The organism is Streptomyces sp. NBC_00887 (assembly GCF_045207585.1).
In genome coordinates, this window is the sequence record NZ_CP108788.1 from 6,763,876 (window position 1) to 6,781,734 (window position 17,859).

At 71.6% G+C, this 17,859-nt stretch carries 14 protein-coding genes and 1 pseudogene; 12 read left to right on the forward strand and 3 right to left on the reverse strand.

Features of this window, described 5'->3' with window-relative positions:
* Positions 1-49 precede the first annotated feature (49 nt).
* Complete coding sequence (locus tag OG844_RS30935; RefSeq protein ID WP_406394713.1) at positions 50-592, reverse strand: cysteine dioxygenase; 543 nt, start codon at positions 590-592, stop codon at positions 50-52.
* Between the two features lie 658 nt (positions 593-1,250).
* On the opposite strand from OG844_RS30935, the gene OG844_RS30940 reads away from it, so the two are divergent.
* The 3 genes from OG844_RS30940 to OG844_RS30950 all read left to right on the forward strand — a co-directional run bounded on the left by OG844_RS30940 (position 1,251) and on the right by OG844_RS30950 (position 7,172).
* Positions 1,251-1,514 (forward strand): WhiB family transcriptional regulator, encoded by a 264-nt coding sequence (locus OG844_RS30940; RefSeq protein ID WP_031093859.1) that lies wholly within the window; start codon positions 1,251-1,253, stop codon positions 1,512-1,514.
* Between the two features lie 256 nt (positions 1,515-1,770).
* On the forward strand, positions 1,771-5,613 hold the full coding sequence (locus OG844_RS30945) for a glycosyltransferase family 2 protein (RefSeq protein WP_406394714.1): 3,843 nt from the start codon (positions 1,771-1,773) through the stop codon (positions 5,611-5,613).
* A complete protein-coding gene (locus OG844_RS30950) occupies positions 5,610-7,172 on the forward strand; it encodes a DUF5719 family protein (protein ID WP_406394716.1) in 1,563 nt (520 codons plus the stop codon). The genes OG844_RS30945 and OG844_RS30950 overlap by 4 nt, the downstream gene beginning before the upstream one ends.
* Before the next feature lie 24 nt (positions 7,173-7,196).
* Here the strand turns inward: OG844_RS30950 and OG844_RS30955 are convergent, their stop codons facing one another.
* Positions 7,197-7,625: a metallopeptidase family protein gene (locus OG844_RS30955; RefSeq protein WP_351178402.1), complete on the reverse strand. Its 429-nt coding sequence runs from the start codon at positions 7,623-7,625 to the stop codon at positions 7,197-7,199.
* A gap of 320 nt (positions 7,626-7,945) precedes the next feature.
* On the opposite strand from OG844_RS30955, the gene OG844_RS30960 reads away from it, so the two are divergent.
* From OG844_RS30960 to OG844_RS31000, 9 genes and pseudogenes are all read left to right on the forward strand, one after another.
* Entirely contained in the window at positions 7,946-8,323 is a 378-nt protein-coding gene (locus tag OG844_RS30960) for a DUF3499 domain-containing protein (protein WP_406394718.1), read from the forward strand.
* Between the two features lie 118 nt (positions 8,324-8,441).
* A pseudogene (locus tag OG844_RS30965) lies at positions 8,442-8,958 on the forward strand (L-lactate permease); the annotation flags it as partial.
* A gap of 62 nt (positions 8,959-9,020) precedes the next feature.
* Positions 9,021-10,388, forward strand: coding sequence for a phosphomannomutase/phosphoglucomutase (locus OG844_RS30970; protein WP_406394719.1), 1,368 nt, complete (start codon positions 9,021-9,023; stop codon positions 10,386-10,388).
* A gap of 309 nt (positions 10,389-10,697) precedes the next feature.
* Entirely contained in the window at positions 10,698-10,880 is a 183-nt protein-coding gene (locus tag OG844_RS30975) for a Trm112 family protein (RefSeq protein ID WP_351178384.1), read from the forward strand.
* Positions 10,881-10,920: 40 nt separating this feature from the next.
* On the forward strand, positions 10,921-12,057 hold the full coding sequence (locus tag OG844_RS30980; protein ID WP_406394721.1) for an SIS domain-containing protein: 1,137 nt from the start codon (positions 10,921-10,923) through the stop codon (positions 12,055-12,057).
* A 69-nt stretch (positions 12,058-12,126) separates the two neighbouring features.
* Complete coding sequence (gene manA, locus OG844_RS30985; RefSeq protein WP_406394723.1) at positions 12,127-13,293, forward strand: mannose-6-phosphate isomerase, class I; 1,167 nt, start codon at positions 12,127-12,129, stop codon at positions 13,291-13,293.
* An 87-nt stretch (positions 13,294-13,380) separates the two neighbouring features.
* Positions 13,381-14,406, forward strand: a complete 1,026-nt coding sequence (locus OG844_RS30990; RefSeq protein ID WP_406394725.1) for a cation diffusion facilitator family transporter — start codon at positions 13,381-13,383, stop codon at positions 14,404-14,406.
* 271 nt (positions 14,407-14,677) lie between these two features.
* On the forward strand, positions 14,678-16,135 hold the full coding sequence (gene ahcY, locus OG844_RS30995; RefSeq protein WP_406394727.1) for an adenosylhomocysteinase: 1,458 nt from the start codon (positions 14,678-14,680) through the stop codon (positions 16,133-16,135).
* A 123-nt stretch (positions 16,136-16,258) separates the two neighbouring features.
* Positions 16,259-16,876: a hypothetical protein gene (locus OG844_RS31000; RefSeq protein ID WP_351178369.1), complete on the forward strand. Its 618-nt coding sequence runs from the start codon at positions 16,259-16,261 to the stop codon at positions 16,874-16,876.
* On the opposite strand, the gene OG844_RS31005 is transcribed toward OG844_RS31000, so the two are convergent.
* Positions 16,873-17,856 carry an RDD family protein gene (locus OG844_RS31005; RefSeq protein ID WP_406394728.1) on the reverse strand — a complete coding sequence of 328 codons (984 nt, stop codon included), beginning with the start codon at positions 17,854-17,856 and terminating at the stop codon, positions 16,873-16,875. The genes OG844_RS31000 and OG844_RS31005 overlap by 4 nt on opposite strands.
* Positions 17,857-17,859 lie beyond the last annotated feature (3 nt).

The following is a 17,859-nucleotide window of genomic DNA, read 5'->3' on the forward strand; positions in this document are numbered from 1 at the left end:
GTCTGTCAGGCGGGACCCGGTCCCCGTGGGGGTGGTCGGGACGTTGCCGTCAGGCGGGTACGGCGTCCAGGGCGGCCGGGGCGCACCGCGCGGTGTGCATCGGCATGTCGGTCAGGCCCGGGTAGTAGATGTGCAGGCTGACGGCCGGCTCGAGCGAGTCGTTGACGACCTCGTGGACGTACCCGGGCGCGAAGACGCGCTGTGCGCCGGCGCCGAGCGTCCGCATCCCGCGCTCCGTGCGCTCGGTCAGTTCGCCTTCCAGGACGGTGAGCACACCCGAGGACAGGCCGTGGTCGTGGAGCCCGCTGCCCTGGCCGGGAACCCAGCTCAGCAGCCACACCTCGTAGCCGGGCGGGGTCTCCCCCGCCGTGTCGGAGCCGGTGGCCGGGGGAACGCTCTGCAGCCGGTGGTACCAGCGGGTGGTGGTGTCGTACCGGACGAGGTGCGCCCAGCGGGACCGGTCCGCGGCGAGGGAGCGGGCCAGGCCGACGAACTCGGCCACGGTGGAGGGGTGGGTGCGGGCCGGCTGGAGGAGGTGCTGGACCTCGAGGATGTCGCCGGCGATCGAGAGGTCGCTGTCGCTGCTGTTCATGGGTGCGGTGGTTCCTCGGCATGGGGTGCATGTGCGGGGGGTGTCGCGGGGACCCGAAAGCGGGGAAAGAGAGCTGGATCAGAGCTGGAGCTCAGGGCTTCAACAGCTGTGACAGCTGGAACAGCTGGAACAGCAACAGCGGGCCTGGACAGCCGTACGGAACCCACGGACGTGGGTCGAGTACATGGCTGTGGTCGCTGGCATGCAGTCAAGGAGACCGGCTTGCTCGTCCTTCTGTCAACCCAATGCCCGAATTGGCGGCAATGTTTCACCCCATCCGGTTGCAGTGGGTGGAGAAAGGTTTTGGCAGTTGCGGGAGAGGCAAGGTGGCGCATCAACCGCATGAGTAAACGCGGTTGAGCATCCGTGACCCGACTGTGATCTTGATCCCTTCGGTGATCGAATCGCAACATCGGAGCAACCTCGGTCGTCTCACTCGGTGAGAAGAGGCGCGGAGTCGGGTCGATGGCATATGTCAGGTTTTTGGTGATTTAAACACTTTCCGCATAGGCTTGGTTCCGCAGAGTGAATACCAGGGCCAATAGCAGATCTTCGCTTGACTGGCCCGGAGCTACACACTTGTAATTTCACTCGTGTCGTTCGGCCGCATCGGTAACGGCTGCATCACGGGGACGCAAGAGACAGACGAGGGGCGCACATGACCGAGCTGTTCCAGCAACTGCTGGTCGAGGACGCGGACGAGGAACTCGGCTGGCAGGAGCGCGCACTGTGCGCCCAGACAGACCCCGAGTCCTTCTTTCCCGAGAAGGGTGGATCCACCCGCGAGGCGAAGAAGGTCTGTCTCGCCTGCGAAGTCCGTTCCGAATGCCTCGAGTACGCCCTCAACAACGACGAACGGTTCGGTATCTGGGGCGGCCTCTCCGAGCGGGAGCGGCGACGCCTCAAGAAGGCTGCCATCTGAGCTGCACCACCACAGACCACGCATGCCGGTGGCCCGTGGTTCCCACCCTGCGCACAGGGTGGGAACCACGGGCCACCGGCATGTCCGGACGCCTCCGATTCCCGCCGTCGAACCGCTCGGCACGGGGCGCACACCCGTACCGTTAGTGTGGGGCCCCGTCCGAGAGACGCGCCAACGCCCCGCCGGGGCGCGCGTGTACACCGATGCAGCCCCCGGGGGGATCCCCCTCCGGACCCGGCCGGAGGCCCGTACCTCGATGTCCGTGCACAGCACCTCGGCGGCGCCGAACGCGGTCGCCGCCGCCCCAGAGTTCCCCCGGCACGTCGTCACCGCCGTGCTCGTCTCCCACGACGGCGCACGCTGGCTGCCCGATGTGCTCGCCGGACTGCTCGGGCAGGAGCGCCCCGTACAGAACGTCGTCGCCGCCGACACCGGAAGCGCCGACGACTCCGCGCGGCTGGTCACCGAGGCACTGGGCGGCGAACGCGTCCTGCACCTCGCGCGCCGTACGAACTTCGGCACGGCCGTCGACGAGGCCAGCCGCACGGCCGGCGTCCTCACCCCCGACGACCTTCCGTACCTCAAGCGCCCCAGCGGCTGGGACCCGGTCAGCCGGACCTGGCGCGACGACGCGTACGACATGCCGGAGCTCCCGCACGGCGAACCCCTCCAGTGGCTCTGGCTGCTGCACGACGACAGCGCACCCGAGCCGGACGCCCTCGCCGAGATGCTGCGCGTCGTCGACAACGACAGGCACGCCGCGATCGTCGGACCCAAGCTGCGCGGCTGGTACGACCGCAAGCAGCTGCTCGAGGTCGGCGTCTCCATCGCGAACAGCGGACGCCGCTGGACCGGACTCGACCGGCGCGAGCAGGACCAGGGTCAGCACGACCAGGTCCGTACCGTGCTCTCCGTCTCCTCCGCGGGCATGCTCATCCGCCGTGACGTCTGGGAGGAGCTCGGCGGCTTCGACCGCAGACTTCCGCTCATGCGTGACGACCTCGACCTGTGCTGGCGGGCCCACATGGCCGGCCACCGGGTACTCGTCGCGCCCGACGCGATCCTTCGGCACGCCGAGGCCTCCGCCAGGGAACGCCGCCCCATCGACTGCGCCGGACGCTCCGTCTCGAGCCCGCACCGCGTCGACAAGGCGGGCGCGGTCTACGCGATGCTCGTCAACGCCCGCGGCAAGCAGCTGCCCTGGGCCCTGCTCCGTCTCGTTCTCGGCACCCTGCTCCGCACCCTCGCCTACCTCGTCGGAAAGGTCCCCGGGCAGGCGCTCGACGAGGTCGCCGGACTCTTCGGCACCCTGCTGCGCCCCGGGCGGATCTTCTCGGCACGCCGCGCACGCGGCAGGGGGGCCGTGGACCCCGCCGAACTGCGTGCGCTCTTCCCGCCGCCCGGCGCCACCGTCCGCGCGACCGTCGAACAGGTCGCGGGCAACTTCGGCAACCGCACCGACGCCGACTCCGGCGGCTCACGGCACGGAGCCGTCGAGTCCGGGCCCGGCGGTGACGACGCCGACTTCCTGGAGATCGAGCAGTTCGCGCGGCTCAAGAGGATCGGCCGCAAGCCCGGCCCCGTGCTCTTCGCGCTGCTCCTTCTCGTCTCGCTCATCGCCTGCCGCAGCCTCCTGGCCGGCGGCGCACTCGTGGGCGGCGCCCTGCTGCCCGCACCCGCGGACTTCTCCGACCTGTGGGGGCGCTACGCGGACGGCTGGCACCCGGTCGGTACGGGCGGCACCCAGACCGCACCGCCCTACCTCGCCGTGATCGCCGCACTGTCGGCACTGTTCCTCGGCTCCACCGGCTTCGCACTGACCCTGCTGCTGGTCTGCTCGGTACCGCTCGCCGGACTCACCGCCTACTTCGCCTCCCGGCCGCTGATCGAGTCCCGGCTGCTGCGGGCCTGGGCGAGCATCGCGTACGCCTTCCTGCCCGCCGCCACCGGAGCACTGGCCACCGGCCGCCTCGGCACCGCCGTACTGGCCGTCCTGCTCCCGCTGATCGCCCGCGCGGCCGTTGCCGCGTACGGGCTGCGCGGCGACGACGGAACGGCGCGCGGCAGCTGGCGTGCCACCTGGGCGTACACGCTGCTGATCACCTTCGCGATGGCCTTCACCCCGATCGTCTGGCCGCTCGCCGTGACCCTCGGCATCGGGGTGCTCGTCCTGCGCCGGGGCGACATCACCGCGTACGGGCTGCGCTTCCTGGCCACCGTCGGCACTCCGCTGCTGGTCCTCGCGCCCTGGTCGCTGTCACTGCTCTCCAGCCCGTCCGGCTTCCTCAGGGAGGCCGGCCTCGACATCGGTACGGGAACGGCGTCCGCGCTCGACCTGCTCGGCATCAGCCCCGGTGGCCCCAAGGCCACGGGCGGCATTCTGCTGCTCGGCATCGTGCTGGCCGCGCTGGCGGCCCTGCTGCGCGGGGAGAGGCAGTTCGCGATCCGTGCCGCCTGGGTCGCCGCGCTCGTCGGGCTGCTCTTCGCCGGACTCTCCAACGGGTCCACCTGGGCGGGCCCGGCCACCCTCGTCTACGGGACCGCGCTGATCGCCGCCGCGCTGCTCGGTGCCGACGGCGCCCGCGTGCGCGTGACCGCGCTCAGCTTCGGCTGGCGTCAGCCGGTCGCCGCCCTGATCGCCCTGGCGGCAGGGATCGCGCCCGTGCTGGCCGCGGCCGGCTGGATGATCGGCGGCGCGGCCGGACCGCTGGAGCGCCGGGACCCGGTGCAGGTGCCCGAGTTCGTCGCGGAGGAGAGCACGAACAACAGCGACCAGCCGCGCACCCTGGTCCTCGGCGGTACGTCACCGGCCGCCGTGTCCTACAGCCTGGTCCGGGGCTCGGGCGCCCGCCTCGGCGACGCCGAGCTCACCGAAGCGGGCGGCAGCAACGCCCACCTCGACAAGGTCGTCGCCAACCTGGTCGCGGGCTCCGGTGCCGACCAGGGCGGTCAGCTGAGCGGCTTCGCGATTCGCTACGTCCTCGTGCGGGACGGGGCGCCGCGGCAGATGAGCCGCGTGCTCGACTCCACTCCGGGCCTGAAGAGGCTCAGCCAGCTGGACGGCAGCGCCCTGTGGCGCGTCGACCGCCCGGTCGCCCGCGTCATGATCGTCCCGTCGTCCGGGGCGAGCGGCGAGGAAGCCGCGCAGGTGCAGGTCGGCTCGCTCTCCGTCGAAGCCCACTCCAGGATTCCTGAGGGCGGCTCAGGGCGGGTGCTGCGGATCGCCGACGCGGCGGACCCGGGCTGGCAGGCCACGCTGGACGGCCGTGCGCTGACCCCCAAGACCGTGGACGGCTGGGCGCAGGGCTTCGAGCTCCCGTCCGAGGGCGGCAGGCTGGACCTCACGTACGACAGCCCCGTCACGCACACCGCCTGGATCTGGGCCCAGGTGGCGCTCGCCGTCGTCCTGCTGGTCCTGGCACTGCCGGGCCGCCGCCGGGAGATCGACGACGACCTGCCCGAGGAGGCCGTGACCGCCGGGGCCGAGGCACTCACCGGAGACGGACGCCGGGCGCGCAGGCTCCGGGCGGCGGCCGAGGCGGAGGCCGCGGCGGCGGGGGAGGACGGCGCGGAGACCCCGTACGAGGTTCCGTACGGCCAGGACGCCGCAGCCGCTCCGGTCGTCCAGGAGCCGGCCGGAGCGCCCGGGGAGTACATCCCGGCGCAGCAGAGCGCCGATCCGTATGCGGCGGTCCCGGAGGAGCAGGACGCGACCGGCACGTACGCGGCGGTCCCGCAGCAGAACTACGGGGAGTGGGACGCGCAGCAGTACCAGGGCGCGGACTACAGCCAGTACCAGGGTGATCGGTACCAGCCCCAGCAGTACCAGGGTGAGCAGTACCAGGGCGGTCAGGACGCCAACGGCTACGGAACCGGCCAGTACGGCGAGCAGTACCCGGCGGCCGACCCGTACGGGACCGGCCGGTACCAGCCGGACCCGTACCGGCAGGGCGCCTACGACCCGTACGGATATGCCCAGCAGCAGCCCCAGGCACCGGGCACGGGCGAAGACGCCCCGTACGACGCACATGACGAGAACACCGCTCCGGGCGAAGGCCCCTGGCCGTCCGGCAACGCATCGCGAGGCGAGTCCGAGTGAAGTCCACCCCCCTGTCCCTCATCGCGGGCACCGTCGCCCTCGCCGCCGTCACCGGCTTCGCCGCGTTCACCGCGCCGGGCGACGCGGGCACGCCGGAGGCCGGGGCGGCCGCCAGGCTCCCCGTCGAACGCTCCAGTCTGCTCTGCCCCGCGCCCGGCGGCTCCGACCTGTCGGACACGACGTACACGTCCTTCACCCCGGCGGGCGAGAGCGACGGCGAGGCCGGCACCGCCGAGCTGAAGCCGTCCGTGGCGCTCCCGGTGGAGGAGGACGTGCCGTCCGACGCTGAGAAGGACGAGGAGAGCGAGAAGGACAAGGACGAGGACAGCGAGAAGGACGCGGCCAAGGAGAAGGCCGCGGCCGACAAGCCCGTCATCACGCTCAAGGCGTCCGGCAAGCCGGCCACCGCCGAGACGTCCGATTCCGACGCTCCCGCACTGATCGGCACCGCCACCGGCAAGCTGGCACCCGGCTGGGCCGCGCAGCAGACCACCACGAACCTCGCCGGGGGGGCCCGCGGTCTTCTCGGCGTCAGTTGCTCCGGGCCGGACACGGACTTCTGGTTCCCCGGCGCGAGCACCGCGGCGACGCGGCAGGACTACGTCCATCTGACCAACCCCGACGACACCGCTGCCGTCGCCGACATCGAGCTGTACGGCCCCGAGGGCACCCTCAAGGCCGATGTGGGCGAGGGCATCACGGTTCCGGCGAGGTCGAGCGTCCCGATGCTGATCTCGACCCTGACCACCGAGGCCGTCGACGACGTGACGGTCCACGTCACCACCCGGGAGGGCCGTGTCGGCGCCGTCGTCAAGGCCGCGGACGACGCGGCGGGCAGTGACTGGCTGGCGGCGTCCGAGGACCCGGCGGCCACTCTCGTGATGCCCGGCATCCCGGCCGACGCCACCTCGGTACGGCTGGTGGCCTTCGCGCCCGGCGATGACGACGCCGATGTGAAGGTGCAGCTGATGGGGAAGAGCGCGACGTTCGCGCCGGCCGGGAAGGACACCCTGCACATCAAGTCGCAGATGACCGCGGGCGTCGACCTCAAGAACGTCACGCGGGGGGAGCCCGGATCGCTCCTGCTGTCGCCCGCGCAGGGCTCCACGACCCCGATCGTGGCCGCGCTGCGCGTGGTGCGGGGCACCGGTGACGAGCAGGAGATCGCCTACATTCCGGCGACGGGCCCGGTGGGCGAGCGGGCGAGCGTGGCCGACAACCGGGCGAAGGGTTCGGTGCTCTCCCTGACCGCGCCCGGCGAGACCGCCAAGGTCAAGGTGACGGCGTCCGCGGGCAGCGGAGGCGGCGAACCGACCGTCAAGACGTACACGGTCAAGGGCGGTACGACCCTCGAGGTGACCCCGGAGGTCCCGTCCGGGCTCAAGGGCGGCTACGCACTGACGGTCGAGACGGAATCGGGCGGCCCGGTCCACGCCGCCCGCACTCTCACGATCCCGCAGGACGGCGTCCAGATGTTCACCGTCCAGACGCTGCCGGACGACGGCGGCACGGTCGAGGTGCCCGCGGCGGAGCAGGACCTCTCGGTCCTCGACGACTGAGGTGGCCCGCGCCGCGGGCGGGCGTCACTCCTGCCCGTAGCGCGGGTCCACCGATTCGGGTGAGAGTCCGAGCAGCTCCGCGACCTGTTCCACCACGACCTCGTGCACCAGCATGGCCCGCTCGTCACGGTTCTTGGCGCGGATCTCGACAGGGCGCCGGTAGACGACGATCTGCGCGGGCTGTCCCTTCACGGCGGGCACAGAACGCCCCAGCGGCACGGTGTCCTCCAGATCCCCGGGCACATCGAGAACGAGGAAGTCGACATCGGCCAGCTGCGGCCAGCGCCGCTCCAGCCGTTCCACCGAGTCCTGGACCAGATCGCGGAAACTCTCCCCCCTGCTGACCGACAGCGGCACCTGGGGCGGGGCGACCGGCCCGCGCATGCCGCGGCCATGACGGTCGCGGCGGCGGGGCCGCGGCTCGGACGGGTGGGGCGGTACGGGACTGTCCATCACCGACGCAGCGTAACTCTCCGCAGGATCCACGGATCACGGCTGCTCCGCAGGTGGGCCCAATGTCCACACGCGAGCATTCCGGCCAGGGTTGAGTCCGGATCAGGCCCTTGCTGCGACCGTTGCCCCTCCGTCGGGTGACCGCTTGTGTCTCCTGCGGCGACCGGAAGGGAACCGAGGGCGCCGGTACGCCCCGGCCGCCGCGCAGGTCAGGGCGGCGGTGCGGAGACCGTCGGGGGAGACCTCGTGGGGCGACACGGTGGTGTGACCTCAGGGAGAGTCGTCGCAGCCCGCTCAAGAGTGCGGTACCGTCCAACATCGTGAGCCCTGTACGTCGCTGTTCGCGAACCGCGTGCGGCCGTCCCGCCGTCGCGACACTGACGTACGTCTATGCCGACTCGACCGCGGTCCTCGGCCCGCTCGCCACCTATGCCGAGCCCCACTGCTACGACCTCTGCGCCGAGCACGGTGAGCGGCTGACCGCGCCGCGCGGTTGGGAGGTCGTGAGGCTCGCCGACCCCTCGGCCCCCACGCGCCCCAGCGGTGACGATCTCGAAGCGCTCGCCAACGCGGTACGGGAAGCGGCGAGGCCGCACGAGCGGGGTGGCGACGGCGGTGGCCGCGGGCCGCGTGCGGCGGACCCGGTGGAGGTCGCGCGCCGGGGTCATCTGCGGGTCCTGAGGTCCCCGGACAGCTGACGGTCCCACCGTTCCGCCCCCCCAGTTGGTTCCTCTTTCAAGTTTTTCTCGCCCGGGCATTTTCTTCGTGCACGGGGCATTGACCCACACTTGTCACGGACACGATCATTCCCCCACCCTGATCACCGCCGTCGTGCTCGGAGTACGGCCGCGCGAGGCGGTACGGGAGTGGGCCGCCACCGTGCACGAACTGCGCTACGCGATCCTCACCGTGACCTCGGTGCTCGCCCTCGCCTACGTCATGAACCTCTCCGGACAGGCCGCCACCATCGGCCAGTTCGTCGCCGCGGCAGGCGCGGACTCGCCTTCCTCTCCCGGTCCTCGGTTGGTTCGGCGTCGCGGTCTCCGGCTCCGACCTCTCCGCGAACGCCCTCTTCGGCGCCCTCCAGGGGTCCGCCGCACGTGAATCAGGGCTCTCGTCCGAACTGCTCGCCGCCGCCGACAGCTCCGGCGGAGTGCTCGGCAAGATGATCCCCCCGCAGTCTCTGACGATCGCCCGTGCGGCCCTGGGCCTCGCCGGCAGGGAGGGCGATCTGCTGCGCAAGGTCCTGCCCTGGAGCCTCGGCCTGCTGCTGGTGATGTGCCTCGTCGTGATGGCGCGGAGCACGGTGGTGCTGGGCTGGATGCTCCCCTGACGGACGGCGGGGGAGCGCCGGGTAGTTTGGGCGGTCCGTAAAGACCCCTAGGAGGACCGGCCGTGGTTGCTGATCTGTCGCAGCTCGTGAAGGCGTACGACGTGCGCGGAGTGGTGCCCGACCAGTGGGACGAAGCGCTGGCCGAACTGTTCGGCGCAGCCTTCGTCCAGGTCACCGACGCGGACGCGATCGTGATCGGCCACGACATGCGGCCGTCCTCGCCCGGCCTGGCCGCCGCCTTCGCCCGCGGAGCGACGGCGCGCGGCGCCGACGTGACCCTGATCGGCCTCTGCTCGACGGACCAGCTGTACTACGCCTCCGGGGCCCTGGACCTGCCCGGAGCGATGTTCACGGCCTCGCACAACCCGGCCCAATACAACGGCATCAAGATGTGCCGCGCCGGTGCCGCGCCCGTGGGCCAGGACACCGGCCTGACCGAGATCCGCACCCTGGTCGAGCAGTGGTCGGAACACGGCGCCCCGGCCACGACCGCCACGGCGGCCGGCACGGTCACCGAACGCGACAGCCTCACCGACTACGCCGCGCATCTGCTGGGCCTGGTCGACCTCTCCGGGATCCGCCCGCTCAAGGTCGTCGTGGACGCGGGCAACGGCATGGGCGGCCACACCGTCCCCACCGTCTTCGCGGGCCTCCCGCTCGACCTCGTACCCATGTACTTCGAGCTGGACGGAACCTTCCCCAACCACGAGGCCAACCCGCTCGACCCGAAGAACATCGTCGACCTCCAGGCCCGCGTCCTTGCCGAGGGCGCCGACCTCGGCCTCGCCTTCGACGGCGACGCGGACCGCTGCTTCGTCGTCGACGAGCGCGGCGAGGGTGTCTCCCCGTCCGCGATCACGGCCCTGGTCGCGGCCCGCGAGCTCGCCCGCAACGGCGGTACGGGCACCGTCATCCACAACCTGATCACCTCCTGGTCGGTCCCCGAGGTCGTCCGTGAGAACGGCGGCACGCCCGTCCGCACCAGGGTGGGCCACTCCTTCATCAAGGCGGAGATGGCCGAGCACGGCGCGATCTTCGGCGGCGAGCACTCCGCGCACTACTACTTCCGCGACTTCTGGAACGCCGACACGGGCATGCTCGCCGCCCTCCACGTCCTGGCCGCGCTCGGCGGCCAGGACGGCCCGCTCTCCGGTCTCGTCGACCAGTACGACCGCTACGCGGGCTCCGGCGAGATCAACTCCACCGTCACCGACCAGGCGGGCCGCCTGGCCGCGATCAAGGCGGTCTACGGGGACCGCGACGACGTCACCCTCGACGAGCTCGACGGGCTCACGGCCACGACCGCCGACTGGTGGTTCAACCTCCGCGCCTCCAACACCGAACCGCTGCTGCGCCTGAACGTCGAGGCACGCGACGAGAAGACGATGACGGCGGTACGCGACGAGGTGCTGGCGCTGGTCCGCGCCTAGGGCCTTCCGCTCGGGTCCTGCCTCGCGAGGCAGGCATGGTCCGGACGGGAGGCGCCTCCTCCGGGGCCCGCGAGCCCGGCAGGACCCGCTCCGCGCCGGCTCCTGATCCGGCTGGTCATGGGCGATCCGGCCCGGTCCGGCCGGACCGGCGGCCCCGGGGGCTTCCCGCACTCGCGGCCGGATGCACCGCCGGGCAGGCCCCGCCGGGCCGCGCCCCTGTCGGCCCGGCGGTAGGCTGACGACGCTCCAGCTCCGTGGACCGACCAGGTCCGCGCCTGACCGTTACGCATGCTCGAAGGGACCCACCCCATGCCGCTCGAAGCCGGCCTTCTGGAGATCCTCGCCTGCCCGGCCTGTCACTCCCCGCTCGACGACAGGTCGGCAGCCGACAGCCCCGAGCTGGTGTGCACCGGCGTGGACTGCGCCCTCGCCTACCCGGTACGGGACGGCATCCCGGTCCTCCTGGTCGACGAAGCCCGCCGCCCCGCGTAGTCCGCACGCTGATCAGCACGGTGATCGGAGGCCCACCGCCATGCTCGACGAGTCGTTGCTCGACGCCCCGGAAGCCCTGGCCCGAGCCGACCGGCGCGGTCTGCTCCGTGGAGCCGCCGAGGCCGGTGCCCGCGTCCGTACCGCCGCCCGGCACGCCGCCGAGGCGGGTATCGGCGCACTGGCCCCCGAAGGCCGGCCGCGCGCCGTCCTCGTAGCGGGCCCCGGCACCGCCGCATCGGGGGTCGCCGACCTGATCGGCGCCCTCGCGGGCGCCGCCGCACCCGTCACCCAGATCCGTCCCACCGGCGTCGCACCCGCCGCAGGAGCCCTGCGCTGGGCGCTGCCCGGCTGGGCCGGTTCCCTGGACCTGCTGCTCATCGCGACGGCCGACGGCTCGGAACCGGGCCTCGCCCTGCTCGCCGAGCAGGCCTACCGCCGCGGCTGCACGGTCGTCGCCGTAGCCCCCGTCCGGTCACCGCTGCGCGAGGCCGTCAACGGCGTCCACGGACTCGTCGTACCGATGGCCACCGCCCCGCACGGCGAGTACGACGCCGAGACCTCGGCAGCGGGCCCCGGCACCCTCTGGGCCCTGCTCACCCCGCTGCTCGCCCTGCTCGACCGGGTGGGCCTGCTCGACGCGCCCGCCGACGCGCTGCAGAAGGTCGCCGACCGCCTCGACCGCACCGCCCAGCGCTGCGGACCGGCCATCGCCACGTACAGCAACCCGGCCAAGACCCTCGCCGCGGAACTCGCCGACAGCCTGCCGCTCCTGTGGACGGAGGGCGACGCCGCAGGCCCCGTCGGACGACGGTTCGCCGCCGTACTGGCCGAACTCGCCGGACGCCCGGCCCTCGTGGCCGAACTGCCCGAGGCGCTGCCCTCCCACGGTGGGCTGCTCGCCGGGGCATTCGCCGCCGGAGCCCACCCCGACGACTTCTTCAGGGACCGGGTGGACGAGCCGGAAGCGATGAGAGCCCGGGTCGTCCTGCTCCGCGACCGACCCACCGGCGGCCTCACCGCAGGACCGGCCGCCCGCGAACTGGCCCTCAGCCACGAGACGGCCATCAGTGAGCTCGAACCCGAGGAGGGCAGCGAGCTCGAAGCCCTCGCGGAGCTCCTCGCCGTCACCGACTTCGCGGCCGTCTACCTCTCCCTGGCGTCGGACAACCGGGCCTGAAACACCGCTTGTTCGCCCCTTCCTCATCCCGCACCTCCGCCCCGCGCACCACACGAGGACGAAACTTCCATGGACCGGCTCTCCAACACCGTGCGCCCCTACGCGTGGGGCTCCACCACGGCCATCCCCGAGCTGCTCGGCACCGCCCCCACCGGCGAACCGCAGGCCGAGATGTGGATGGGAGCGCACCCCGGAGCGCCCTCCCGCCTCATCCGGCCCTCAGGCACGGAGCAGCCCCTCACCGACGTCATCGCAGCCGACCCCGAGCGTGAGCTGGGCCCGGCGGCCGTCGCGGCGTTCGGCCCCCGCCTGCCCTTCCTGCTGAAACTGCTCGCGGCAGGAGCGCCGCTCTCCCTCCAGGTCCACCCCGACCTCTCACAGGCACAACAGGGGTACGCGTACGAGGAGAGCCGGGGCGTCCCGATCGACGCCCCCCACCGTACGTACAAGGACGCCAACCACAAGCCCGAGCTGATCTGCGCGCTCACGCCGTTCGACGGGCTGTGCGGCTTCCGCAGGCCCGCCGACGCGGCCGAGGCGATAGCGGCCCTCGGCGTCGACTCCCTCAAGCCGTACGTGGACCTGCTCCACGCCCGCCCCGAGGAAGCGGCCCTGCGCGAGGTACTCACGGCGATCCTGACAGCCGACCCGGACGAGATGGCGCACACGGTCAACGAGGCGGCCGAGGCCGCCGACCGGCTCGGCGGCGCCCACGCCCCGTACGCCCAGATCGCCCATCACTACCCCGGCGACCCGGGTGTCATCGCGGCCATGCTGCTGAACTACGTTCAACTGCAGCCCGGCGAGGCCCTGTTCCTCGGCGCGGGCGTGCCGCACGCCTACCTCGGCGGACTCGGCGTCGAGATCATGGCCAACTCGGACAACGTGCTGCGCTGCGGACTGACCCCGAAGCACGTCGATGTCCCCGAACTGCTGCGCATCGTCCGCTTCGAGGCCACCGACCCGGGCATCCTGCGCCCCGAGGCCTCACCCACCGGCGAGGAGCTGTACGAGACGCCGGTCGACGAGTTCCGGCTGTCGCGCTACGCCCTGTCGTCCGGTGGAGCACCGATCGCCCTGACAGCGGCCACCCCGCAGATCCTGCTCTGCACGGCAGGCGCTCCCCGGATCGGTGAACTGGACCTCGCACCGGGCGAATCCGTCTTCGTCCCGGCGGACGACCCGGTCGAAGTGTCCGGTACGGGAACACTCTTCCGCGCCACCGTGGTGGTCTGACGTACCGTCCTCATCAGCGGCTGCAACAATGTCCGGCCGTACCGCGGCGCCCGTGCCGCAGCACCGAGGAAGGGACACCACGCACCCATGAGCGCGTCAGGCGGAACCAAGGCGATCGTGGCGGCACTCGCCGCCAACCTCGCGATCGCAGTGGCCAAATTCGTGGCGTTCCTCTTCAGTGGCTCGTCGTCGATGCTCGCGGAGAGCGTCCACTCGCTCGCGGACTCGGGCAACCAGGGCCTCCTGCTGCTCGGCGGCAAGAAGGCCCAGCGCGAAGCCACCCCGCAGCACCCCTTCGGATACGGGCGCGAGCGCTACATCTACGCGTTCCTCGTCTCCATCGTGCTGTTCTCGGTCGGTGGCATGTTCGCGATCTACGAGGGCTACGAGAAGATCAAGCACCCGCACGAGATCGAGGCCTGGTACTGGCCGGTCGGCGTGCTGGTCTTCGCGATCATCGCCGAGAGCTTCTCCTTCCGTACGGCGATCGTGGAGTCCAACCTGACCCGCGGCAAGCTCTCCTGGACGCAGTTCGTCCGCCGCGCCAAGGCCCCCGAGCTGCCCGTCGTCCTCCTCGAGGACCTCGGTGCGCTCGTCGGCCTGATCCTGGCCCTCGTCGGCGTCAGCCTGGCCCTGGGCACCGGCAACGGTGTGTGGGACGGCATCGGCACGCTCTGCATCGGCATCCTGCTGATCGTCATCGCGATCGTCCTCGCCGCAGAGACGAAGTCGCTGCTGCTCGGTGAGGCGGCCGGAGTCGAGGACGTCGAGAAGATCAAGAGCGCGGTGGTCGACGGAGACACCGTCACCCGCATCATCCACATGCGCACGCTCCACCTCGGTCCGGAGGAACTGCTGGTCGCCGCCAAGATCGCGGTCCGGCACGACGAGTCCGCCACAGAGGTCGCGGCCGCCATCAACGCGGCGGAGTCACGGATCCGTGCGGCCGTCCCGATCGCCCGCGTCATCTACCTCGAGCCTGACATCTACAACGAGGAAGCCGCCGAGGCCGGCACCAACCCGGGCAAGACACCCGGCGGCCCGGTGCAGGTCGACCCGGCCGGACCCGATGGTCCGACTGCCCCGGACTCTCCGGCCGATTCCGGCCGCTGACCCGTCGAGGACCGGCCCGGATCGCTCCGAACGGCCCCGTGGGGGACCCCCGATGCCCGGGCGGGCTGGGGCCCACTGGGCTGTTCGGTGTAGATTCGTCGGAGTACCAGACGTCGCTGCTGATGGCGGTCGATCGGTTCGCACGTGCGGGCCGGCCGAGGGAGAGAGGGCCTCCGACGGACTGCACTGCGGATCACCCGGGCATTCGTGTGCCCGCACCGCCGCAGAGCCAGCCAGCCCACCCTCGACCCATCACGAGGAGCAGCCCGTTATGACGACGGCCGCCAATCGCCAGGACTTCAAGGTCGCCGACCTTTCTCTTGCCGCCTTCGGGCGCAAGGAGATCACCCTCGCCGAGCACGAGATGCCCGGCCTGATGTCGATCCGCAAGGAATACGCCGCCACGCAGCCGCTGGCCGGTGCCCGCATCACCGGTTCGCTGCACATGACGGTGCAGACCGCGGTGCTCATCGAGACCCTCGTCGCCCTGGGCGCCGGCGTCCGCTGGGCCTCCTGCAACATCTTCTCCACCCAGGACCACGCGGCCGCCGCCATCGCGGTCGGCCCGGACGGAACCCCGGACGCCCCTGCGGGCGTGCCCGTCTTCGCCTGGAAGGGCGAGACGCTGGAGGAGTACTGGTGGTGCACGGAGCAGGCTCTGACCTGGCCCAACACCCCCACCGGTGGCCCGAACATGATCCTCGACGACGGTGGTGACGCCACCCTCCTCGTCCACAAGGGCGTCGAGTTCGAGAAGGCGGGTGCTGCCCCGGACCCGTCGACCGCGGACAGCGAGGAGTACGCGTACATCCTCACCCTGCTGAACCGCACCCTCGGCGAGTCCCCGCAGAAGTGGACCCAGCTGGCGTCCGAGATCCGCGGTGTCACCGAGGAGACCACGACCGGTGTGCACCGGCTGTACGAGATGCACCGCGACGGCACCCTCCTCTTCCCGGCGATCAACGTCAACGACGCCGTCACCAAGTCGAAGTTCGACAACAAGTACGGCTGCCGCCACTCGCTGATCGACGGCATCAACCGGGCCACGGACGTCCTGATCGGCGGCAAGACCGCCGTCGTCTGCGGCTACGGCGACGTGGGCAAGGGCTGCGCGGAGTCCCTGCGCGGCCAGGGCGCCCGAGTGATCATCACCGAGATCGACCCGATCTGCGCCCTGCAGGCGGCGATGGACGGATACCAGGTCGCCACCCTCGACGACGTCGTGGAGACCGCGGACATCTTCATCACCACGACGGGCAACAAGGACATCATCATGGCCGGCGACATGGCCAGGATGAAGCACCAGGCCATCGTCGGGAACATCGGCCACTTCGACAACGAGATCGACATGGCCGGCCTGGCGAAGATCGACGGCATCGTCAAGGACGAGGTCAAGCCGCAGGTCCACACCTGGACGTTCTCCGACGGCAGGGTCCTGATCGTGCTGTCCGAGGGTCGCCTGCTGAACCTCGGCAACGCCACCGGTCACCCCTCGTTCGTCATGTCCAACTCGTTCGCGGACCAGACCCTGGCCCAGATCGAGCTGTTCACCAAGCCCGAGGCGTACCCGACCGATGTCTACGTGCTGCCCAAGCACCTGGACGAGAAGGTCGCCCGACTGCACCTCGACGCACTGGGCGTGAGGCTCACGACCCTGCGCCAGGAGCAGGCCGACTACATCGGCGTCCCGGTCGAAGGACCGTACAAGTCCGACCTCTACCGCTACTGAGCGGCCCGCCGGCCACCGGCCGGCGGACTCTCAGCAGCAGGTACGAGCGCAGGCCCCCGCACCCCCGTGCCGGGGGCCTGCCCCGTACCGCCCCCGCACAGCCCGAGGAACCAGAAGGACCCCATGCCCCGCGGCCGGTATTCGCTCCACGACCTCCACGACCACACCCCCCTCGGCGAAGAGCACTTCCACTGCGCCCCCGGCCCCTCCGGCTGGCGCTACGTCTCCCAGACAACGGCCCCGTCGGGCGACCACCTGGGCTCCGTCGACCTGGCCCTGGACGAGCTCGGCCGCCCCATCCGCCTCCAACTGCACGCCGCGAGCTGGCAGATCCGCGGCGCCGCCCTCGAAGGCGTCACCTGGGTACGGACCGACCCGAGCGGCACCCACGCCACCGAGGGCAATGTCCGCGCCCACGCCTTCTCCGGCACGTCCCCCGCGTTCCTCGTCGCCACGGCACGACTCCTGCGCCTCACCCCCGATTCCCCCGAGACCCGTGTCCGCCTGGTCACCTTCACGGACCCGGTCCTCGCGCCCCGTACCGTCGACCAGTCCTGGGCCCTGGTGAAGAGTGAAGCGCACGCCACTGACAACGGGTCACTGATCGTGGACGAGTACCAGGTCAGCGCGCTCGACACGGGTGACCGGCACACCGTCCACATCGCCGGGGACGTGGTCCTCGCGGCTCCCGGTATCGAGCTCGAGCACCTGGAAAGCCCGCCCTCCCCGCGGAGCCACTAGGCAGGCGGGGCGAAACCGGTCGTCTCGGCAGGCGGGGTGAGACCGTTCGGCAGGGGCCCGCCGGGCGCCTCTGCCGGAGACGCACCGGACGGGGCCGGTGCTGCGGCGGACCACGCACCATCGACGGGGCGGACCGCTCCTCCGGGTCGGGGCCATTCGGGCCGGATTCCTCCGGAACCCACCGCGCCCGTCGGCACCGGTGCCGGTCCCGCTCCCTGAGCCCCTCTTCGGGCAGCCGCCATGACCCGCCGGACATCCCGCGCCTGCCGCTCTTTCACGACCGCCGCCAAATACGCCGCCGCGGGAACTCCCAGCGGAACCGGGACCCCTGTACGGCCGGCCAGATCGTCCGACAGGCGCTGCGCGATCGACCCGCCCACACCCGGGTCGAGCTGGTGCATCCGCGTGAGGTACTGCCGGATCGCCAGCCAGAGGCCGTCCGGCACGGCGGACAGATCCAGCTGCGCGAACCGCCCCACCAGCCACGGCGGTGGCGGCGGCACGGCAACCGCCCGCCCGGTGGGCACCCGCTCACGTACGACGAGGGTCCCCGCGAACACGTCCCCCAGCCGCCGTCCCCGCGCCGACACCAACGACGCGATGCATCCCACGACACCGAACGTGCCCAGGATCTCGACCACGCCCATCGAACCCCGCACGAGCGCGTGCCGGAACCGGATCGGCCCGCCGTCGTCACGCACCACGCGCAGGCCGCAGGCCAGCTTCCCGAGCGAACGGCCGTGGCTGAGCGTCTCCACGGCGATCGGCCCTCCCACCAGCACCAGGAGGAAGGTGGCGACGGCGATGGCCGCGGTCGCGGCCTCGTCGAGCGCCACGGTCGCGACAGCGAGACCGATGGATATCAGAACAAAGACCGTCAGAACCACCGCGAGATCGATGGCGATCGCCAACGCCCGGCTCGGCAGCCTCGCCGGCTGCAACCCCAGAACGACCGCGTCCCCGGTCACGAGCTCACTCATCGC